18 protein-coding genes are annotated in these 22,082 nt (G+C 51.4%); 12 read left to right on the forward strand and 6 right to left on the reverse strand.

Features of this window, described 5'->3' with window-relative positions; genetic code table 11:
- Nucleotides 1-216: 216 nt before the first annotated feature.
- The 6 genes from LZ24_RS00260 to tmk all read right to left on the reverse strand — a co-directional run bounded on the left by LZ24_RS00260 (nt 217) and on the right by tmk (nt 6,247).
- Nucleotides 217-408: a DUF362 domain-containing protein gene (locus LZ24_RS00260; protein ID WP_139446211.1), complete on the reverse strand. Its 192-nt coding sequence runs from the start codon at nt 406-408 to the stop codon at nt 217-219.
- Nucleotides 409-652: 244 nt separating this feature from the next.
- A complete protein-coding gene (locus LZ24_RS00265) occupies nt 653-1,474 on the reverse strand; it encodes a hypothetical protein (RefSeq protein WP_144681123.1) in 822 nt (273 codons plus the stop codon).
- 20 nt (nt 1,475-1,494) lie between these two features.
- Nucleotides 1,495-3,771 (reverse strand): cysteine synthase, encoded by a 2,277-nt coding sequence (locus tag LZ24_RS00270; protein ID WP_144681125.1) that lies wholly within the window; start codon nt 3,769-3,771, stop codon nt 1,495-1,497.
- Between the two features lie 82 nt (nt 3,772-3,853).
- Complete coding sequence (locus tag LZ24_RS00275; protein WP_144681127.1) at nt 3,854-5,266, reverse strand: deoxyribodipyrimidine photo-lyase; 1,413 nt, start codon at nt 5,264-5,266, stop codon at nt 3,854-3,856.
- A 2-nt stretch (nt 5,267-5,268) separates the two neighbouring features.
- The gene (locus tag LZ24_RS00280; protein WP_144681129.1) at nt 5,269-5,547 is read right to left on the reverse strand and encodes a hypothetical protein; all 279 of its coding nucleotides are present in this window, start codon (nt 5,545-5,547) and stop codon (nt 5,269-5,271) included.
- A gap of 10 nt (nt 5,548-5,557) precedes the next feature.
- Nucleotides 5,558-6,247, reverse strand: a complete 690-nt coding sequence (tmk, locus tag LZ24_RS00285; protein WP_246118484.1) for a dTMP kinase — start codon at nt 6,245-6,247, stop codon at nt 5,558-5,560.
- A 116-nt stretch (nt 6,248-6,363) separates the two neighbouring features.
- On the opposite strand from tmk, the gene LZ24_RS00290 reads away from it, so the two are divergent.
- The 12 genes from LZ24_RS00290 (at nt 6,364) to LZ24_RS00345 (ending at nt 21,915) form a co-directional block, all read left to right on the forward strand.
- Nucleotides 6,364-8,520 carry an LPS-assembly protein LptD gene (locus tag LZ24_RS00290; protein ID WP_144681131.1) on the forward strand — a complete coding sequence of 719 codons (2,157 nt, stop codon included), beginning with the start codon at nt 6,364-6,366 and terminating at the stop codon, nt 8,518-8,520.
- Entirely contained in the window at nt 8,517-9,512 is a 996-nt protein-coding gene (locus tag LZ24_RS00295) for a GHMP family kinase ATP-binding protein (RefSeq protein WP_144681133.1), read from the forward strand. The genes LZ24_RS00290 and LZ24_RS00295 overlap by 4 nt, the downstream gene beginning before the upstream one ends.
- A 12-nt stretch (nt 9,513-9,524) precedes the next feature.
- On the forward strand, nt 9,525-10,646 hold the full coding sequence (locus tag LZ24_RS00300; protein WP_144681135.1) for an NAD-dependent epimerase/dehydratase family protein: 1,122 nt from the start codon (nt 9,525-9,527) through the stop codon (nt 10,644-10,646).
- Nucleotides 10,643-11,386, forward strand: coding sequence for a nucleotidyltransferase family protein (locus LZ24_RS00305; protein ID WP_144681137.1), 744 nt, complete (start codon nt 10,643-10,645; stop codon nt 11,384-11,386). The genes LZ24_RS00300 and LZ24_RS00305 overlap by 4 nt, the downstream gene beginning before the upstream one ends.
- A 543-nt stretch (nt 11,387-11,929) precedes the next feature.
- The gene (locus tag LZ24_RS00310) at nt 11,930-12,514 is read left to right on the forward strand and encodes a D-sedoheptulose-7-phosphate isomerase (protein WP_144681139.1); all 585 of its coding nucleotides are present in this window, start codon (nt 11,930-11,932) and stop codon (nt 12,512-12,514) included.
- Between the two features lie 203 nt (nt 12,515-12,717).
- The gene (locus tag LZ24_RS00315; RefSeq protein ID WP_144681141.1) at nt 12,718-13,014 is read left to right on the forward strand and encodes an HU family DNA-binding protein; all 297 of its coding nucleotides are present in this window, start codon (nt 12,718-12,720) and stop codon (nt 13,012-13,014) included.
- Nucleotides 13,015-13,127: 113 nt separating this feature from the next.
- Nucleotides 13,128-14,144, forward strand: coding sequence for a DNA polymerase III subunit delta' (gene holB, locus LZ24_RS00320; RefSeq protein WP_144681143.1), 1,017 nt, complete (start codon nt 13,128-13,130; stop codon nt 14,142-14,144).
- 83 nt (nt 14,145-14,227) lie between these two features.
- On the forward strand, nt 14,228-15,052 hold the full coding sequence (locus LZ24_RS00325; protein ID WP_144681145.1) for a PSP1 domain-containing protein: 825 nt from the start codon (nt 14,228-14,230) through the stop codon (nt 15,050-15,052).
- A gap of 627 nt (nt 15,053-15,679) precedes the next feature.
- Nucleotides 15,680-17,599 carry a methionine--tRNA ligase gene (metG, locus tag LZ24_RS00330; RefSeq protein ID WP_144681146.1) on the forward strand — a complete coding sequence of 640 codons (1,920 nt, stop codon included), beginning with the start codon at nt 15,680-15,682 and terminating at the stop codon, nt 17,597-17,599.
- Between the two features lie 15 nt (nt 17,600-17,614).
- Nucleotides 17,615-19,009: a penicillin-binding transpeptidase domain-containing protein gene (locus tag LZ24_RS00335; RefSeq protein ID WP_144681148.1), complete on the forward strand. Its 1,395-nt coding sequence runs from the start codon at nt 17,615-17,617 to the stop codon at nt 19,007-19,009.
- A gap of 617 nt (nt 19,010-19,626) precedes the next feature.
- Complete coding sequence (locus LZ24_RS00340; RefSeq protein ID WP_144681150.1) at nt 19,627-20,817, forward strand: DegT/DnrJ/EryC1/StrS family aminotransferase; 1,191 nt, start codon at nt 19,627-19,629, stop codon at nt 20,815-20,817.
- An 18-nt stretch (nt 20,818-20,835) separates the two neighbouring features.
- Entirely contained in the window at nt 20,836-21,915 is a 1,080-nt protein-coding gene (locus LZ24_RS00345; protein WP_144681152.1) for an iron-containing alcohol dehydrogenase family protein, read from the forward strand.
- Nucleotides 21,916-22,082 lie beyond the last annotated feature (167 nt).

A 22,082-nucleotide genomic window follows, 5' to 3' on the forward strand; every position in this document is an offset into this window, starting at 1 on the left:
CCGCTTCCGCACAGGGCAAGAAGCTCCCGAATAAGATTGCGTCACGGGCAAATAGCCTGGGGCCTGTGCATCTGTCTTGCAGCTATGGTACTTGAAAAACTGTGCTGAACAGTTACCAAAAGCATAAAAACCCGGCAGAGCCACAGGCCCTTACCGGGTTTTTAGTTTTAAAAAAAATCCTAAGGACATGAACAGCCCTTGTGAATTTCTTAGCCCTTAGAGTCCTTCAATCACAATGGCTGCGGGCTCACAAACCTCAAGGCAGCTTTCACAGCCCAGGCACTCGTCGGCATTGACGGGAACGGATTTACCATCCTGCATTTCAAATACATCCGTAGGACATACGTCCACGCATTCTTCACATCCAACACACTTATCTTCATCAACGATGGGGGTGTAGGTACTCATCTTCCGTACTCCTTCATAAAAAAATAAAGTAAAAAAATTAAGGATGCCTTGCATCTTTATGGGGATGGCGGGTTTCCTGCCGGAAAAGACACCACCTGTCAAACAGAAGTTTCTTTGCCTGACACAGCAGGCCAGTCATTAGAACTGCTTTTTTAAGGCTTTGTCAAGCTGGAATATGCCGCAGGACCGCTCTTAAAAAGACCTGTCCCCGATGACCTGCACATCAGAAAAAAGATGCTTTCCCTTACCCCATCATTGCCGGAATATCCAGACAAAAAATCCATAAAAATTCAGGAAAATGCAAAGCCTTTTTTTCACCGGGAAAAGCCTTCGCCAGGGAAACCCGCAGCAGGACGCCCTTCACATTACCGGGAAGTACCGGCCCATCTTCCGGGAGTTCATCCATTTCATCAATGGCACCTGAAAAAATACCTTCCAGTATCTCTTCTGCTCCGGGCATATCCGTCACCCAGAAAAACGGAGCCTGTTCACATGCAAGGAAAAGACGGAGCCAAAAACGTATCCGTTCTTCCAACCGGCAGGGGACCGGAAAAGCCGCTTCTCCCACAGGCATGCCCCCGGAGCTTTCCCCCATAAGACCCGCCAGCATATCCCTGCCCGCCGATGTCACCCTCCGGAAATCTTCTTCCAGCTCCTGTTTTTCCCTGTCAAAGGCCTCGGCCTTCATTAGAAAAAAAGCCGCCATGGCAAGGGCCTCATCCCTTTTTTCCACGGCAGATCCGAGGGGTAATTTTCCACGGATCTCTCTAACCAAGAGCAGAGGATCAGGTATGGTCTCTTCTTTTTCCGAAAAAAAATCCGTCAATCCCTCTTTACCGAGAAAACCCGCTCTCTCCTCTAAGCTTGCGGCCATGGCCGACAGAAGATCAAGGTCCAGCCCTGCGGGTTTTACGGGAACCAGCCAGCCTTCCTCCATGGCTTTCAGCGTAGGAGAAAAAAGGGCTGACTCCAGCCCCTGAAGGATCTGGACCCTGGGAGCAAAGGAACGGATGCAGCCTGTGGAAAGGGCGTTCACATTCAAAAAAGGAAAATAAAGAACTTCCATAGGACAGAACTCCTTGATTATTAAAGCTTTCTACCATCCTGCAGCATGACCCCCATGCGCAACAGCTCTTCCCTCAGGTGATCTGCGGCTTCCCAGTCTCCCCGGCTGCGGGCGGCTTCCCTTTCGGCAAGTTTCAAGCCAATCTCAGGATTTCCGGTCGTATCCACAAAATCAAAAATCTGAAGCACGCTGTCCAGATCCCGGAAAACCTGAAGGATAGCCGATGCACCCAGAGGCCCTACCCTGCCTTCGGCAAGAAGGCGGTTGATGCTCCGGATCTGGTTGAAGATCCCGCCCATGGCCGCAGAAATATTAAGGTCATCATCCATGTCCCGGATAAAATTTTCCTTGAGTTCCAAAGCCAGTCTTTCCAGCTCGCTGTTCTCCTCGCCTGTAGTCAGACAGGCCAGCCTGTGAATGCAACTATCGATACGGGAAAGGGAGCGGCGCACGGCCAGCTGAATATCTTCGGTGAGCAGGGCAGGCTTGCGGTAGTGGGCGGAAAGAAGCCAGAAACGGATTTCCCTGTCCGTCATCCCCCGTTTCTCAAGATCTTCCAGGGTGATCCGGCACTCTTGCCCCACGGCCTGACCATCCACAAACACCCGGTCACAATGCATCCAGCAACGGGCCATGGGCGCACCCGTGGCTGCGGTGGCAATGGCAACTTCGTTTTCATGGTGAGGGAAAAGAAGATCCCGGGAGCTGGTATGGATATCAAAGGTCTGGCCCAGATACTTCATGGACATGGCTGCACACTGAAGATGCAGAGAAGGTCTTACATTGCCCCATTCCGTAGAAGCATAAATTCCCCGCTTCAGCTCGGAAAGCCGGATGCGCTTGAGAAGGGTAAAGTCTCTGGGATTATCCTTTTCATATTCCTCCAGATCCACGGTGGCTCCCAGACGGATTTTGTCCAGATCCACTCCGGAAAGGGAACCATATTCAGGAAATGCGGAAATATTGAAATAAATGGAGTGGTGTTTTTCATAGGCCACACCGGAGCTGACCAGCTTTCTTGTGAGGGAGACCATGTCGTCCAGATGTTCACTGACAAGGGGATAATGCTTGGCTGGCTCCACCTTGAGCCTTGCAAGGTCTGCATGGAAAATGTTTATCCACTTTGCAGTGAAATCCTTCAGGGGAAGGCCTGCGGCCTCGGAGCCTGCAATGGTTTTATCATCCATGTCCGTAATGTTCATGACATGGGTGACATCCAGTCCCCGGAATTTCAGGTAACGGCAGAGCAGATCACTGAAAACCGCCCTGCGGCATCCCCCCAGATGCATGCGGTCATGGACCGTGGGCCCACAGGAATAAATGGATGCCTTCCCCTCATGCAGGGGTTTGAAAGCCTCCCTCGTGCGGCTGAGGGTATTGTAAAACTTCAGTGTATCCGGTGTCTTGCTGGCAAAAAGTTCGGTGGACAGATACCGTTCCCCGCTGTCCGGCAGCATCACAACCACAACCCCCTTTTCCATGGATGCGGCCACATCCTGGGCAACGGCCATGGCGGCTCCGCTGCTCATTCCCACAAGAAGCCCCTCTTCCAAAGCCAGCCTGCGGGCCGTATCAAAGGCCCTGCCATCCTCGATATTCACCTTCTGATCCAGCCTGTTTTTTTCATAAAGCTCCGGCTGGTAGGCTTCCTTCATGTTTTTAAGACCCTGAATCCTGTGGCCGAGATAGGGTTCCACACCGATAATACGAACCTCAGGGTTTAAGCCCTTCAGTCCCCTTGAAAGCCCCATCAGTGTACCCGTAGTGCCCATGGTGGCCACAACGGCATCCACCTTTCCTCCGGTCTGTTCCCAGATTTCCCTTGAGGTGCCTTCGGCGTGGGCCCGCCAGTTGGCTTCGGTATTGTACTGATCGGTCATGAAATAACGGTCCGGATGTTCCCGCACCAGCCGGTAGACGGCCTCAATGGCACCATCGGTACCCAGATGCCCCGGCGTCAGAAGAATTTCAGCTCCCCTTGCCTTTAAAATCCGCCGCCTTTCCAGACTGACGGACTCACTCATGGCCAGCATGAGGCGATAGCCCCTGATGGCACAGACCATGGCAAGGCCGATGCCCGTATTACCGCTGGTGGCCTCAATCACCACCTTGTCTTTGGTGAGAATACCCGCCTCCTCGGCCATGCGGATCATGTAGAGGGCTGCACGGTCCTTTACCGAGCCACCGGGATTCATATATTCCAGTTTGGCAAAAATCCGCACCAAAGGATTGGGGTTCATGCGACGGATTTCCACCAGAGGGGTGTTGCCTATGAGATCCAGAAGGGAATTTGACATATAATATCCTGAAATATTAGGTTCATTGGGCATAAGACACCCAAGATGTTTGCAAGTGACCCTGCAATCGTTTTTAGGTTTTTTACGGCGCGGAAGTTTTATTCAAGATACCGGGCAACCCGTCCACATGGCGGACATATTCGGCGATACGGCTTTTGCGTTCAAGGCCCGAAGCAGCCATGAAGCGGACACTGCCGAAAATCTGCCTTGAGGGCCAGGGCCTGTCATGCAGACCAAAAATCCATCCGCACCCGGCATAGGAACAGGGATCTCTGCCATCGAGAAAAAAACGGTTGTTCAGATAAAGGATACGTTCAAAGGCCTCTTCCGGAGAGGGGGACCACTCCAGAATTTTTTTCCCCCAGTACATGCGCATCACATTGTGCATATATCCGGTCAGACGCATTTCCTCCATGGCTGCATTCCAGTAAATATCATGGGTAGAGGCATTCTCCAGCGCCTTTAAGGTATAAAGATAAGGCCTTTCATCCCGCCTGTGCTGGTCCAGAGTGTCCCTTGCCCAAGGAGGAAGGCAGCCAAAATTGTCATAATCCGGCGTATAATGCACAAAATTAACGGCCAGCTCCCTTCTTACCACAAACTGCTCCAGAAAGGCGGTACGAACTTCCGGTTCCAGCTCTGCGGCCTGCACCCGACGGACTACAAGCCCCGGGCTGATCATGCCAAAGTGCAGAAAAGGAGAGAGAAAGGAGACCGCATAGCGATGGGGCAGGCTGCGGTCTTTCACATAACTGCCTGCCCTTTGCTTAAGGAAATCATCCAGACACCCCAGGGCAGCCTTTTCTCCACCCGTAAAAAACCAGGCCTCAGGCATGGGAGACCATGGAACCCCGGCCCTGTGCAGGAGGGCCTCCCCTTCGCCGGGGTTCTCCCCTGAAGGAGGAGGACCCTTGAAGGGATGGGCCGGAAGCAGGGTCGCAGGTTCCAGAAAGCCGACCATTTTTTCCATGATCTTTGGCCGGAGAACATAGGCGGCATAGGCCCTGCGGTCCAGAGCTTCTGCCACGGGCACCACCACACTGGCTTCCACGGCAAATACGGCGCAGGAAAGGCGTCTTCCAAGATTCTCCCGCCAGATTTTCTGATGGCGCAGGTAGCCCACATCACAGATCAGGGCCGCCGCATCCCCTGCCAGCTGATATATGGTATCTTCAGGTTCTCCAATGCGAAGCACAAAGACAATGCCCATGGACTGAAACTTAAGGGCCAGTTCCTGAAGCCCCTCCAGCATGAAAACAAAATGGGGCCATCTGGCCTCCGGATAATACCCCCAGAGGGAAAAAGCCACCACCAGAGGTTTTTTTAAAAAAGCCGCCGTTTCCAGGGCAAAGGCCAGGGCAGGATTGTCCTCCACCCGCTGGGCCTGCTGCATCCAGTAGAGTACATAGCTGGCCTCCGCACAAAAGCCCCTGTCGTTTTTGCGCTGTATCCTTTTTCTCTCCACACGGGAAAAGGCATGCAGGCCTTGCGCCATGGCTATATCCGTTTCAGGGGAGAAAGCTGGCCCCGCCATTCTGCCAGAAAGGCTTCCAGTGCGGCAATTTCCGCAGAAAGCATGACTTCCTGTACAGGACTTCCCCCATCCCAGCCATGGCCGAAACGAAGATACCTGTCATTGAGCCTTGACTCAATCTCGGTGATGGAAAGCTCCGGATTCCTTTCCTTATGACGCATCAGTTCAAAAAAAGTACGGTCATAGGTGTCATCAAAAAGACTGTCCCCCCACTTTTCCGTTTCATTCAGGCTGTCTGCCATGGCAATCTCCTTATCGGGTCTGAATCTCCAAGAGTTTTTCCTCCACAATGGCAAGCATCTGCTCCGTCAGCAGATCCGGATGCTGCATGGCGTCCATAATAAAAAAACGATGTTTTTCTTTTTCCGCCAGATCAAGAAATCCCTGCCGTATATTCCGGTGAAAAACAAGGGTTTCCTGCTCAAAGCGCATCTCTTCTGCCTTTCTTGCACCAAGGGCGGCCTGGGATAAGGCCCTTGCCAGACCTTCTTCCGGTGGTAAATCCATAAGAAAGGTGATATCCGGACAAAGGCCCTGAAGCACCAGATCATGGACCTGCTGAATGCGCCGGGGAGCCAGACCCCGGGCAACCCCCTGATACACCGTGGTGCTGTCTGCAAAACGATCACTGATGACAAGCTTTCCTGCGGCAAGGGCAGGTCTTACAACCTCCGCCAGATGCTGTGCCCGGTCTGCGGCATAAAGAAAAAGTTCCGTATCCGCCACCATGGCTCCGTTGGCAGGGTCCAGAAGCAGCGCCCGGATTTTGCGGCCGATGGCTGTCCCACCGGGTTCACGGGTAGAGACCACCCCGTATCCTTTTTTTTCAAGGTTTTGGGCGAGGCGCAGTACCTGGGTACTTTTTCCGGCACCTTCACCGCCGCAGAGGGTGATGAGCATAAGAATGATTTCCTTCGGGTCTTCCCTTATGTTTTCAGGCAATATTGTCCATTCGGCACCTTGTCCGGGCCTTAAAGTGCATGTATAGTCCATAACCTTCGGAGGTTCAAGGAAAAGCCCCCGTATTCTTTTCCCCGGAAAACACAGGAAGACTGTTTATGCGGTTTTACCCATGCCTGCTGACTTTGCTGGCGTTATCCTTTATCGGTCTGACATATGCAGCAGAGGCCAGGGCCTCCCTTCCCTACACCATAGAAGCGGACCGCATGGGCTATGATCCTGCCACTGGCCAGTACACAGCCACGGGAAATGTCCGGATCAGGGGGGAGGATATGGTTCTCCATGCGGATCATATTCATTACATACCCGAAAAAAAAATCATTTCAGGTGAAGGCCGCATTCTGCTTCAGACCGGCGATGACCGCATGGAAGGCGAGCGTATCCATTACAACATGGAAAAGGGTACGGGAGTCATTGAAAAGGGCGTTCTCTTTATTTCAGAATCACAGTTCCGCTTAAGGGGCAGAAAGATTGAAAGAATCGGAGAACACACCTATCTGATTGATGGTGCAGGCATTACCACCTGCGAGGGGGATGTGCCGGACTGGGAGGTGACGGCCTCCCGCATCAGGGTCACCCTGGAAGGCTACGGAACCCTGAACCACGGGGCTTTTCGTGTCAAGGGCCTCCCCGTTCTCTATGCCCCATGGCTTTTTTTCCCCGCCAAGACCCAAAGACAGAGCGGCCTTCTCATGCCGGAAATCCACCTGTCAGACCGTTACGGCTATGAACACCTCCAGCCCCTTTACCTTGCCCTCAGCGACAGTTCCGATGCCACCTTCTATTATCACTTCATGGAAAAGGGGAGGGACAGGACCGGCCTGGAGTACAGAAAAATGTGGAATGCAGAAGACCGCCTGACACTGAGGCTGGATGGTCTCAACCAGAATCTCCGTGAGGAAGAAAAAAACAGTCCCTCTGTGAGCAGTGACCGCTACTGGTTCCGGATGAAGCAGAATTTTACCCCAAGAGAAAATGCAAGGGCATTTCTGGATCTGGATCTGCTCAGTGACACGGCCTATTTCGATGACTTCAAGGGGGGCTCCCTGGGCTTTGCAAAAACCGACAGCCTCTTTCAGAATGAATTCGGCAGAGGCATCGACCCGGAAAAGGAAAAAACCCGGACCAACCGCCTGCTCTTAATGACAGGCGGTGACATTGTAAGGGTAGAAGGTGAGTTCATCTGGGAAGATGATATCCGCAGAAGAAAAGAGAACCTTCAGGACAAAACCGTACAGCGCCTTCCCCGCATCCGCCTTTCCACAAGAAGACAGGCCCTCCCGGGCACCTTCCTCTACCATGCCTTTGAAGCGGAGGGAGGCTATTTTTACCGGATAGACGGAGAAAAGGGAAGCCGGATGGACCTCGCTCCCCGGATCTACGCCCCTTTCCGCATGGGGCCCGTATCCCTTGAGCCTTCGGCGGGCCTGCGCCAGAGCTTCTGGTACACGGAAAATCCCATGGATAAAGAACATGAAGGCCATGAAAAATACAGCCGCACCCTCTTTGATGCCCGCCTGGATCTTTTTACGGAAATTTACAAAGTATTTGATGTGGAAAGAACATCTGCAGATAAAATCCGCCACAGCCTTCAGCCAAAAATCACCTTTGAATTTGTCCCGGATAAGGATCAGGAAAGTCTTCCCTATTTTGATGATCTGGACAGGATAGAAAAAAAACGCCTTGTTAGCTACAGTCTGACCCAGAGCCTGACCGCACGCCTGCCTGACAGGGGGAATAAGGAAGAAGGCCTGCATGCATACAGGGAGTTTCTCCGTTTCAAAATCTCCCAGAGCTATGATCTGGATAAGGCAGAAGAAAAAGGGGAAAAGGCCTTTTCCGATGCCAGAGGGGAGTTCTCCCTTTTTCCATCGGAGACCATCCGGCTTTTCGGTGATCTCATCTGGTCTGTGGAAAATTCAAACTGGGGAGCCTACAGTGCAGGCATGGATTTTAAAAAGGGTGTAAATCGTTTTTATGCAGAACATCGTTATGCAAAGGATCTTTCCGCATCCCTTCACCTCCACGGTTATCTGGGCCTGACGGACACCCTTGGTTTCATGTGGGCTTATGAGCGCAATCTGAAAGAAAAAACCAACAACCAGCAGGACTATGGCCTGCGCTACAACGCAGGCTGCTGGCAACTGGATACAATTTATTCCGACGACAGAAATGACAGAAAAATCGGATTCTACTGGACACTGACGGGCCTTGGCACCTTTGAGCACAGCCTTGGCAAAGAAAGATTACCATGATCATCGCACAAACCCCCCTGCGGCTGAGCTTTGTGGGCGGCGGCTCAGATATGCGGGCATTCTACGAAAAAAAAGATGGAGCCGTTGTCTGTACGGCCATTGATAAGTATGTCTATGCCATTGTAAAAGAGCGTTTTGACGAGGATATTTACCTCAACTACTCTGAAAAGGAGCGGGTGAAAGATGTAAAGGACATCCGCCATGACCTTGTGCGGGAAGCCATGCGCATCACCGGCGTGACAGCCGGTGTGGAAATCACCACCCTTGCGGACATCCCCTCCTCCGGTTCCGGGCTGGGTAGCTCCAGCGCCATCACCGTTGCCCTGCTCCACGCCCTGCATACCCATCAGAACAACCTTGTCACCGCAGAACAGCTGGCCGAAGAAGCCTGTCACATTGAAATTGACCTTTTAAATAAACCCATCGGCCGTCAGGATCAGTATGCGGCAGCCTATGGCGGCATGCACAGGTTCACCTTCAGAAAAAATGAAGAGGTGCTGAGGCAAAGAATCCGCCTTTCCCCTGCCCTGAGCAGAAGAATTTCTGAAAACATGCAGCTTTTTTTCACGGGCATCACCCGGAGTGCGGATACCATTCTTTCGGAACAGCAGCAGAACCTCAGCCAGCAGGACAAGTTTGATACCCTGGCTGCCATGGTGGCACTTGTTTCCCCCTTTAGCGAAGCCCTCACCCTTGGCGACATGGAAACATGCGGCGGGCTTCTCCATAAAAACTGGATACTCAAACAAAGCCTTGCTTCGGGTATTTCCAGTGACAGCACCAGAGCCATGTACGAAGCAGCAAGAAACTGCGGTGCCTCCGGCGGTAAAATTGCCGGAGCGGGCGGTGGTGGATTCATGTTCTTTTTTACCCCCCCGGCCCATCAGGCTGCGGTGCGCGCAGCACTTGAACAGTTCAGGGAGTTTCCCTTTCTCTTCAGCGAATCCGGCAGCCGGATTATCTTTGATGGCAGATCCTATTCAGCCAAATAAGGAGTTTTTTCCATGCATATTCTCATCACAGGCGGTGCAGGATTCATCGGCTCCCATACGGCAGATGCCCTCATAGCCCAAGGGCACAGGGTCAGGGTGCTGGACTGCCTGCAACAGACCGTACATCCGCAGGGTATTCCTGCCTATCTGCATCCTGAAATTGAGTTTATAAAGGGAGATGTCCGATCAAAGGAAGACTGGATCAAAGCCCTTGAGGGAGTGGAGGCCGTATATCATTTTGCAGCCTATCAGGATTATCTTCCGGACTTTTCAACCTTCTTCCATGTCAACACTGTGGGTACCGCCCTTTTATATGAAATCCTCGGAGAGCAGGGGGAAAATCGAAAGGTAAAAAAAGTAGTGGTGGCCACCAGTCAGGCCGTCATGGGTGAAGGCCGCTATGGCTGCCCTGCCTGCCCATGGCAGGGAATTCCCGATATCCGGGAAGAAAGTCTTCTTATGCAGAAAAAATGGGAACATCCCTGCCCTGCCTGCGGTGCGGATCTTCTCTGGCAGCCTTCCGATGAATCCATTGCCAACCCGTGCAACCCCTATGCCCTTTCAAAGGATGCCCAGGAAAAGGCCGCCCTGAGACTTGGGAAAAGGGAAAATATAGACACCACCGTTCTGCGTTATTCCATTGTTCAGGGACCAAGGCAGTCCTTTTACAATGCCTACTCCGGAGCCATGCGGATCTTCGCCCTCTGCCTCTACTGCAAGCGAAGCCCTCTTATCTTTGAGGACGGTATGCAGATCAGGGACTTTATCAATATTCAGGATGTGGTGGATGCCAACCTTCTTGTACTTGATCATCCCGGAGCAAAGGGCAGAATCTTTAACGTGGGGGGAGGAGAAGCCTGCACGGTCCGTGCGTTCTATGAAAAAATGCAGAAAATCACGGGAAAAACCATTCTTCCGGAAAAGGGCAACCATTACCGCTACGGCGATACCCGCCATATTTTTTCCGATACGAAAGCCCTTCAGTCCCTTGGCTGGCAGCCGCTAAGGAGCATAGAAGAAAGCATTGCCGCCTACTGGGAAGACCTGCACGGACAAACGGCCAAAGAAGAGATCCTCTCCTATGCAGACAGTCATATGAAAAAACTGAAGGTAATCCGGGAGGCTGCGGGATGAAAGCCTTTCTTCTGGCCGCAGGTCTGGGCACCCGGCTCAGACCCTTAACGAACCACACACCCAAATGCATGGTGACCATAGGGGAAAAACCCCTCCTTGGCATCTGGCTCAATCATCTGGCCCTCTGTGGTATCCGGGAAGTCCTGATCAACACCCACCATCTGGCAGACAGGGTTGCGGATTTCCTTGATTCATGGCCCAAAGATATTTTAAAAATTCACCCGGTTCATGAACCTTTTCTTCTGGGAAGTGCCGGAACCCTTCTGGCCAACAGGGATTTTATCCATGGAAAAGAAAACTTTCTGATTGTTTACGCAGACAACCTCTGCAACTACAGGCTTTCTAAGCTGCTGCAGGCCCAGCAGGCCAACAGGGAAAGGGGGGCGCTGCTGACCATGGCCCTTTTTAAAGCTTCTGATCCATCATCCTGCGGCATTGCAGAACTGGATGCCACAGGATGCATCACAGGATTTGAGGAAAAACCGGAAAAGCCGGTATCCAATCTTGCCAATGCGGGAATTTATGCTGCCAGCCCTGAAATATTCACCTTTCTCAAAGCCGGTTCAGAGGGGCATCAGCCCTATGATATCGGACAGCACCTTCTGCCCCGTATCACGGGAAAAATGTATGGCCTGCCCATGGAAGGATATCTGCGGGACATCGGAACCCCCGAATCCCTGGAGATCGCCCGCAGGGAATGGAGGGAGCTGCAGCCTCTTCTGAGACCGGAGACTCTTTAAAAAAGACCCCTAACCATTTAGTATGTTTTTCATACAAATCCTTGTATTTAATTTAAATTATTATTTTAAAGAAAAGACAATCGGGCTGTTTGTGAGTGACATTGCAATCGTTTCGGATTCCGGCACTCAAGCCATAGATCCAAAGCCAATAATTTAGAACAATACAACTTTGTTGAGCTTGAGTGCCGGAGTGCTAATAAGAAGCGGCAAACGGTCTGAGCCGCCACAAAGGCAGCGTGCTTAAGCCTGCTATGGCAATCAAAAAGCTTATCCTGCCTGTGGCGGGGAGGTTTTGCCGCTTCCGCACAGGGCAAGAAGCTCCCGAATCCGGCACTCAAGATCCTTGAAGCACTTTTGCTCCCGTAAAGGGCTTGAGCTTTTCAGCTTGAGTGCCGGATTGCGTCACGAACAAATGGCTCGGTTGTCTGTGTACCTGATTGAAGGTTTTCGATTTGTCAAAGGAAAATTGTGCTGAATAATTACAAAGACCCTGTTTTAAAAAAAGCAAACAGACCTTTTTTGAGAAAAGCCTGAAGGAGGCACATGGATTACGAAAACTTTGCTTCTTTATATATTGATGAGTTCCACACAATCATGGCAGCCATGGATAAAAAACCCTTTGCCGCCTTCTGCAGGGCCATGCTTCAGGCCTACGAAGACAGAAAAACCATCTATATTCTGGGCAACGGCGGCAGTGCTGCCACTGCCGCCCACGGGGTCTGCGACATCAATAAGGGTGTCTGCCTTGACCTTGAAAAAAAATTCAAAATGATTTCCCTTGCAGACAACATCTCCATGATCACAGCCATTGCCAATGATCTGGATTACAGCCGGATTTTTGTGGAGCAGCTCAAAAACTTTCTTGAACCCGGTGACCTTGTTCTGGCCATTTCCGGAAGCGGTAACTCTGCCAACGTGATCCATGCCGCAGATTATGCAAGGCAGAAAGGGGCCTTTGTTATCGGCATATCCGGCTTTGACGGCGGCAAACTGGCAGAAAAAAGTGATATTCATATCCACATTCCCATCCATGACATGCAGAAGGTGGAAGACGGCCAGATGATGGTGATACACATGCTGATGCAGGCCTTGCGCAAAAGTCTCGGACTGAAGCCCGCAGGATGCTGACCGCAGGCTGCCGTTTTTTCATTCCACAGGCCAGATGGTACAATCATCTGATATAAAAGGTATAGTCGGACATATTCACCAAACCCTGAAGTACATGAATTCTTCTGGACGGAAAACAGAATTTTCACCATAAACCCTTGACTTCCGGAACTCTTCCTTCTATGTACTTCGCTTGAATTCTTATCGCCGGAGGAGGCAAGTAAATGAACAAGCTGGAACTGATTGCAACACTGAAAAACGAAGCGAATATTTCCAAGGCAGAAGCTGCGGAAGTTGTTCAGATTTTCTTTGATTCCATGACAGAAGCCCTGGCCAGGGGTGAGAGGGTTGAAATCCGTGGTCTTTGCAGCTTCTTTATCAAGGAATACAAAAGCTATACGGGCCGCAACCCCAAAACCGGGGAAAAGGTATTGATACAGCCTAAAAAACTTCCTTTTTTCAAATGTGGCAAAGAGCTCAAAGAGCGGGTTGACTATAAAGATAAAATGGATGAGGCATAGGCCTCACCCGGTTTTCACAACCTGAACCGCACGCAGACATCCCGGAAAAATTCTTAAAAGCAACATCAGGATCTGCGTTGCGGTAATTTTTTTGCCCCTGGAAGGATGGGATCTTGGATTCCGACCCACAGACTGCATATGGCTTTCATCTTCTTGAGGGACAGAGCCCTGCCATCCGAACCCTGGAGGGCATGCGCGTATCCGGGCGACTGCCCCAGGGACTTCTTTTTTCCGGCATGCCGGGAACGGGAAAATCCCTTGCTGCCCGCACCCTGATGATGGTGGAAAACTGCAGAGATTCCGAGGCTCCCTGCGGCCATTGCCGTTCCTGCCGGAAAATCCTTATGGATCAGCATCCGGATTTTATAGCCATTCAACCCCTCAATGGGGTCATCCGTATTGATATGATCCGCAAAATGATTGAGCAGCTGATCCGCAAACCCCACGAGGCAAGGAAACGCTTTGTGCTGCTGGAAGATGCCCATGCCATGAACCGGGAAGCCGCCAATGCACTGCTCAAAGTACTGGAAGAACCGCCCGATGCCACGTCCTTCATCCTGATGACTCCGGAGCCCCAGAGACTGCTTGAAACCATCCGGTCCCGATGTCAGGAAATCCGCTTTCTTCCCATGCCGGTAAAGACACTGGCTGAGAAGCTCCGGCCCATGGCAGAAGATGATGCGGCGGCCATGTCGGCGGCCAGACTGGCCTGCGGTAACCTCCTGCTTGGCCAGTCCCTTATCAGGGAAGACCATAAAAGAAAAATTCTTGCCCGTATATTTTCCCATGGCCTTTCCCTTGAACCCGCAAAGGCCCTGGCCCTTTCCGAATGGCTGACACCGGACAGATCCGGCACGGAAATCAGTCTTATTCTCATGGAAGGTCTTTTCCGGGATATCTGCCTTGCGGCAACGGATGCCAACGTGTTATGCATTCATGGGCTTTTTGATGACTGCAGACAGGAAATTACCGAAGCCGGAAAAAAAATCCTTCCGGAACAGGCCATGGATATGATTCAGCGCATCCGTGACATGAGGCGTCATATGGATCAGAACATTCTGCCCAGACTGGCCATGGATGCCATACTCATGAATCCGGACAATGCTGCCTGCCGCTGCCCTGCTGCATAGGGCCTGATCCTTATCGATCTGAAACAAGGCCGACCGCCGGTATCAGGAGTCCTGGAATCGGCGGTCCGCTTTTTGGGAGTATTATGATCCGAATTGCAGGTGTACGATTTAAATCCGCAGGCAAAATTTATGATTTCAATGCCGGTGAACTGGATATTTCCCCTGGTGATGCTGTGATTGTGGAGACGGAACAGGGCCTTGGTTTTGCCACCCTGACCTCTCCCATCCGCCAGCAGGAAAAACTTCATGCGGGCCAGAACCTGAAAGCTGTCCTCCGCCTTGCGGATGCCAGTGACTTTCTCCGTGTGGAAGAAAACCAGAAAGTTGAAGAAGCTGCCTATCAGTTCTGCAAACAGGAAGTGGAAAGCCTGAATCTTTCCATGAATCTTTTTTCCGTGGAAAGTACCTTTGACGCTTCAAAGCTTACCTTCTTCTTCACTTCCGAAGGAAGGGTGGATTTCCGGCAGCTGGTCAAGAATCTGGTCAAGGAGTTCCGGGTCCGCATTGAAATGCGGCAGGTGGGAATCCGCCATCAGGCAAAGATGTGTGGCGGGGTTGGTCGATGTGGCCGCCAGACCTGTTGCAGTGCCTTCATAGAAAAATTCGAGCCCGTTTCCATACGCATGGCAAAGGAACAGGGGCTGTCCCTGAACCCCACCAAAATATCCGGGCTCTGCGGCCGTCTCATGTGCTGCCTGACCTATGAAAACAGTACCTACAGGGATTTAAAAAGCGGGTTCCCAAAAATCGGCAAGCTGGTCAGTACCCCGAAGGGAAAGGGGCGTGTCACCCGCCACAATGTCATAGCCAGCCGTATTTCCGTTCGCATGGAAGACGGCCTTGAACTGGAATTTGGCGCAGAGGAAGTCTCCCTCCAGAGTGCCGTGGCAGGCGAGGGAGCCGAGTAAATATCCTTAAAATCCGTATGATTATTCAGCACAGTTTATTCCGAACTGCCAATGCTGTATTTGTAGCCGCTTCGTACTACTGCAAGGCTCCGTGGCTATTTGCAAGTGACATTGCAATCGTTTCGGATCAGAGCTTTGCAGCCCTGTGCGAAAGAAGCGGCAAACTGTCTGAGCCGCCACAAAGGCAGCGTACCAAGGCCTGCTATGGTAATCAAAAAGCGTATCCTGCCTGTGGCGGCGAGTTTTTGCCGCTTCCGCAAGGGCAAGAAGCTCCCGAATAAGATTGCGTCACGGGCAAATAGCCTGGGGCCTGTGCATCTGCCTTGCAGGTATGCTACTTGGAAAACTGTTCTGAACAGCAGCTCACGCCCTGCTAGGGCATCTTGTCGTAGAGTAACTTGTGCCGGATTCAAACTCATTTCGATCAGTGATGGATAATTGACCATTTTTTAAGTTTTTGAATTGAAAGAACTAGATTTAAGTTACTCAAAAGTTACATCAGAAGAGCGTTATCATATCATTTTCAAAGGACAATGATCCTGTGCAACCTGCAGGATCAGCACTTCCTTTATGCCATTTTAAACTGTTATCAGAGAACATCACCTTAACTTTCAGGGAACAGGTATCATGTCTGAGGTTTTTTACATCACCACCCCCATTTACTACGTGAATGCCAGACCCCATCTGGGTCATGCCTATACCACCATTGCGGCAGACGTGGCTGCCCGTTTTGCACGCATGCAGGGAAAAGACACCTATTTTCTTACGGGTACGGATGAGCACGGGGACAAAATTGTCAAGGCTGCCGCCAAAGAAGATAAAAGCCCCCGAACCTATGTGGATGCCATCAGTGCGGAATTCAGAAAGCTCTGGCCGGAACTTTCCATCACCCATGACCAGTTCATCCGCACCACGGATCCGGAGCATATCCGGGTGGTGCAATATCTTCTGCAAAAGATTTATGATGCCGGAGACATCTATTTCAGTGAATATGAAGGACTTTACTGCTATGGATGCGAGCGTTTCTATACGGAAAAGGAACTTGTGGACGGCAAATGTCCGGACCATCTGACGGAGCCTGAAAAAATTCAGGAAGCCAATTATTTTTTCCGTATGGGACGTTATCAGGAATGGTTGGTGGACTATATTCATAAGAATCAGGACTTCATCCGTCCCGAACGCTACAGAAATGAAATTCTGGCCTTTCTGCGGGAACCTCTGGAAGATCTCTGCATTTCAAGACCCGTTTCCCGCCTGCAGTGGGGAATTCCCCTGCCCTTTGATGATCGCTTTGTCACCTATGTCTGGTTTGATGCCCTGACCAACTATGTGTCTGCACTGGGATACCCTGAGGGTGATAAATTCACCACCTACTGGCCCGCAGCCCAGCACATCGTTGCCAAGGACATCATCAAACCCCATGGCATCTACTGGCCCACCATGCTGAAAGCCGCAGGCATTCCCGTATACACCCATCTGAATGTACACGGATACTGGAACATCGCGGAAACAAAAATGTCCAAAAGCCTTGGCAACGTGGTTGACCCCCTCGCCATGAAAAACACTTACGGTTCCGATACCTTCAGATATTTTCTCATGCGGGAAATGGTCTTCGGGCTGGACGCCTCTTTTTCCGAAGAAGCCCTTGTCACAAGAATCAATGCGGACCTTGCCAATGACATCGGCAACCTCTTCAGTCGGGTCATTGCCATGACCCACAAATATTATGGCGGAAAAGTACCTGCCCCCCATGGGACAAAAACCGCATCCATGGATTTCGGACTTAAGGCAGGGGCCCTGCAGGCCACAGAAACCTTTGAGGAGCAGATGCCTTTAATGGCCTTCCATAAGGCGCTGATGGCCGTGTGGGCCTTCATCGGCCAGCTCAACAAGTATATAGATGCCACAGCCCCCTGGGAGCTGCAGAAAAACGGACAGCAGGCAGAGCTGGACACGGTCATGTACAACCTGCTGGAAGGTCTGCGCATCGTGACCGGCCTCATATCCCCTGTCATGCCGGAAACGTCTGTAAAAATGCAGCAGCATCTGGGGCTTGAAGACAGCCAGCCAGTGCGTCTGGAGACCCTTAAGCAATGGGGCTGTCTGCCATCGGGACATACCCTCCCCAAGGCCATACGCCTCTTTCCCCGTATCGAAACAAAAACGGATGCGGATACGACACCCCCTCCGCCTCCCGCACCCAGGGGCCTCAAGGATGCCAAACCCGCCATCGGTATAGAAGATGTCGGCCGTATGGACCTTCGTGTCGGTCATATTATCCGTGCTGAAGCGATTAAAAAATCAGAAAAACTGCTCAAGCTTCAGGTCAGTCTGGGAGAAGAAATCCGTCAGGTTGTTGCCGGTATTGCCCAGGATTACAGCCCAGAATCCCTCATCGGGCTGCAGGTCACCCTTGTTGCCAACCTCAAACCCGCTAAACTCATGGGGGTAAGATCCGAAGGGATGATTCTCGCAGCCAACGGAGAAAACGGTCTCTGCCTGGCAAGCTTTGACAGGCCTGTACAGGCTGGAAGTATCGTAAAATAGTGGATTGGCAGACCTATGCATGTTTATAAGCCGGAACCCTCATGGCGCAAGGGACAGGCGGAACGCATCCGCCGAAAATCCGGGAAATCAGGCAGGAAAAAACCCCGAAGACCCGGGAGCTTCCGGATTCGACCGTTCCCTTTCCTTGTTTTGTTTTTTCTCGCTGGTTTCCTTTTCTTTTTTTTCCCCTTTTCATTCAGGGAAGAACAGCCGGGAGAAAAAACAGAAGCTGTGGTGGAAAAACCCCGGACACCGGATATCCTGACGGACAGGCTGATTCACCGGGCCTTAAAGGGTGTGCCACAGGAATCGCTGGTTAAAGAGATCATACCCTTTCATATCCATGACCAGCCCTTCACTGCCATCAGCACCTTGGATCAGGGACTGCAAAACAGGCTGATGAGTTATATCCTGAGGGCTGAGGTTGCAGGCCGGGGTATGCCTGAACTCCTTTCCCTTGTTGTGATGGAACCGGACACGGGAAAAATTAAAGGGCTTGCAGGAACACGGGCCCACGTGCAGGGAGGAGATCCATCCGTATCCTTTACAATTCACCCGGCAGCCAGCATATTTAAAATTGTTGCGGCAGCCGCGGCCATGGAAAAACATGGACTCACTCCAGACAGCCCTCTTTTTTTCAACGGAGAAATGTACACCCTCTACAAAAAACAGATGAGTCAGCAGAGGCATCGGTATACCAACCAGATATCCCTGAAGGATGCCTTTGCAAGAAGTATCAATCCTGTTTTTGGAAAACTGGGCTACCATGATCTCCAGAAACCAGGGCTCTCCCTTTATGCCGAACGTTTCGGATTTGACGGTCGTCCTCCGGAAGGCACACTGCCTGCCCCTGCCAGTGAAATTGTCTTCAGTGACACGCCCTACAGCTGGGCTGAAATTGCCTCAGGATTCAACAGAAGAACCCTTATTTCTCCCATACACGGAGCGTCCATAGCTTCTGCCATTGTGGCAGACGGTATCCTGCCCTCCCCCCATATCATAGAAAAAGTCATGGACGCAGATCAGCGTATCCGGTATCAAGGATCAAAAGATCCGGGGCGGCAGGCAATCAGAAAAGAAACCGCCGAAGCCATGCAGGTACTCATGGAACGCACCATCACATCGGGCACCTCCAGCCGGATTTTCCGGGGGCACCAGAGGGATCGTATTCTGGGTTCTTTACGCATGGGAGGAAAAACCGGATCCATTTCCAACCGCAGCCGGGATATCCGTTATGACTGGTTTGTTGGCTATGCCATCCATCCCGACGGACGCAGAATCGTTGTCTCCATTATGGTCGGGCATGGTGCCTATATCGGCAGACGGGCCGGGGAATACGCAAAGGATATTTTCTCCTTCTGGTTTGATCCGGGCCGCATTCCCGTAAAGCAGGATGAACCATCTGTCTAGTCGGGGCATGCAGGTATTGGAGGTATAAAATATGCATAACCATTCAGCGCAATTTTTATTCGATAAATCGAAAACTTATAATCGATCACAGAGACAACCGGACCATTTGTTCGTGACGCAATCTTATTCGGGAGCTTCTTGCCCTGTGCGGAAGCGGCAAAAACTCCCCGCCACAGGCAGGATAAGCTTTTTGATTACCATGGCAGGCTTAAGTACGCTGCCTTTGTGGCGGCTCAGACAGTTTGCCGCTTCTTTCGCACAGGTCTGCAAAGCTCTGATCCGAAACGATTGCAATGTCACTCACAAACAGCCCGATTGTCTTTTGTTGGAATCAAGATTCTGAAATTAAAAAAAATTTAGGATATAATATACTGCATAATTACAAGTATGTTAACCATTCTCCGGTAGCCAGACGGATAAACCCAGCCCCTTTACGGGGACAAAAATGGCTGCGGACTTTGGGGACCGGAATCCGGAACGACTGCAAGGTCTTCTGCAAATAGCGAAGGGGCCTTGCAATGGTACAAAGCTCTTGAAATTACCGCAATATCTGAATTACATAATACAATATGCTGAATCATTAGGTTTTTGCCAACATCATCCTGAGGAGATAAGGTATGCCGGGTTTTGAAATTTTCGGAGAAGAAGAGCGCAGGGAAGTACAGGAAGTCCTCGATACCGGCGTTCTGATGCGTTACAATTTTGACGGACCCCGCAGGGGAATTTTCAAGGCAAGGGATTTTGAGACAGCACTTGCAAAGCGCCTTGGCGCAGGGCATGCCCATCTGGTTTCCAGCGGTACGGCCGCACTTCAGGTTATGCTGGCCAGTTGTGGTGTAGGCGCAGGGGATGAGGTCATTGTCCCCACCTTTACCTTTGTGGCAACGGTGGAAGCCGTGCTTGCCGCAGGTGCTGCGCCTGTGTTTGCCGATATTGATGAAACCCTCTGCCTCTGCCCCAGAGCTGCGGAAAAAGCCATTACCAAAAGAACCAAAGCCATCATGCCCGTACACATGTGCGGATCCATGGCCCGCATTGATGCCCTGAAAACCCTTTGCAGGGAAAAAGGGCTGCTGCTTCTGGAAGATGCCTGTCAGGCTCTGGGAGCCAGCTTTCAGGGGAAAGCTCTGGGCCGTTTTGGCCGCATGGGCTGTTTTTCCTTTGACTATGTCAAGACCATCACCTGCGGTGAGGGCGGCGGACTGATCACAGATGATGCGGATCTCTATTTCAAAGCCCAGGCCTTCTCGGACCACGGCCATGACCATGTGGGACAGGACAGGGGTGCCGAAGGCCATCCCTTTATCGGTCTTAATTTCCGTACCAATGAAATGAATGCCGCCGTAGGGCTTGCCCAGCTGCGTAAACTGGATACCATCCTTGCCACCCAGCGTAAAAACAAGGGCATACTTAAAGAAGCCATGGCTGCACACAAAGGGGTCCGTTTTAGGGAAATCCCGGATCCTTCCGGGGATTCTGCCACCCATTTAAGTTTTTTCATGGAAAGGGAAGATCAGGCACGGGCCCTTGCCAAAGCCCTGCCAGCCCATGGTGTGGACGGCGTTTTCTACTGGTATGACAACAACTGGCACTACATCAGAAAGTGGGATCATATCCAGAAGATGGAGAGCCTTGCTCCCCTGCCCCTGGAACTTCGCCATGATGTGCCTGATTATAAAGCTCTTTCCCATCCCGCATCCGATGCCATCATGTCACGCACCCTTTCCATGCAGATTCGTCTGGGATGGACACAAGAGGATCTTGAAACCCGCATACAGGGCATCGAAAAAGCCTTTGCCTCGATCTGATTCATGAAAGGAAACCCCATGTACCGCAATCTCAAAGTCGTTCCCCGTGTTGTTTTTGGCCGCGGCTGTTTAGATCAGCTGGATGCCATCCTTGAGCCGCAGAGAAAGGGCTCCGGCATCATGGTTTTTATTCTGGACGATTTTTTTGAAGGAAAAGCCCTTGAAAAACGTCTTCCCTTTCGCAAGGGTGACCTTCTCCTGAAGGTCAATGTGGACAAGGAACCCAAAACCACGGGAATTGACGCACTGACAGAGCAGGTCAAAAACTTCTGCGGCAAGGATGTGATGCCCGACGGCGTGGTAGGAATTGGCGGTGGCTCCATTCTCGATACGGCCAAGGCTGTTTCCCTGATGCTCACCAATCCCGGACCCTCCCATGAATATCAGGGATGGGATCTCATTCAGTATCCGGGTATCTATCATGTGGGCATTCCCACCCTTGCGGGTACGGGAGCAGAAGTTTCCCGCACGGCTGTTCTCACAGGTCCTGTTCGCAAGCTCGGGCTGAATTCTGACCATACCGTCTATGATCAGGTGGTTCTGGATCCGGATCTGCTGGAGGGTGTTCGGGAAAGCATACCCGAGCAGTGGTTCTGGACAGGCATGGACTGTTATATCCACAATGTGGAAGCCCTCTGCGGCACCTTTGTGAATGAATACGCGAGGGCCTTTGGTGAACAGTCCCAGGTACTCTGCAGGGAGGTATTTCTGGATCACCACCCTGAATCCGATGAAAAACTCATGATGGCCTCCTATTTTGGTGGAATGAGCATCGCCTACTCCCAGGTGGGAGCCTGCCATGCCCTTTCCTATGGCTTAAGCTATGTGCTTGGCCTCCACCACGGCATTGCCAACTCCATCGTCTTTGACTATCTGGAAGAGTTTTATCCCGATGGTGTCAAAGAATTCCGCGCCATGGCAGAAAAAAACAGGATTCAGATTCCAAGAAATCTCACGGCAGACCTCAGCGAAGCACAGATGGAAAAAATGATTGATGTCTCCATGGGTATGGTGCCCCTCTGGGAAAACTGCCTTGGAAAAGACTGGCAGGAAAAAATGAGCAGGGATCGCATGCGCAAACTCTTTGAAAAAATGTAAGACTCAAAATTTTTCCCTGTTTTCACAGCCCCTGCAAAAACTGCAGGGGCTGTGTAACTGTTCAGCACAGTTTTCCATATCATACCTGCAAGACAGATGCACAGGCTCCAGACTATTTGCCCGTGACGCAATCTTATTCGGGAGCTTCTTGCCCTGTGCGGAAGCGG

The organism is Desulfobotulus alkaliphilus (assembly GCF_007830435.1).
Classification (GTDB): Bacteria; Desulfobacterota; Desulfobacteria; order Desulfobacterales; family ASO4-4; genus Desulfobotulus; species Desulfobotulus alkaliphilus.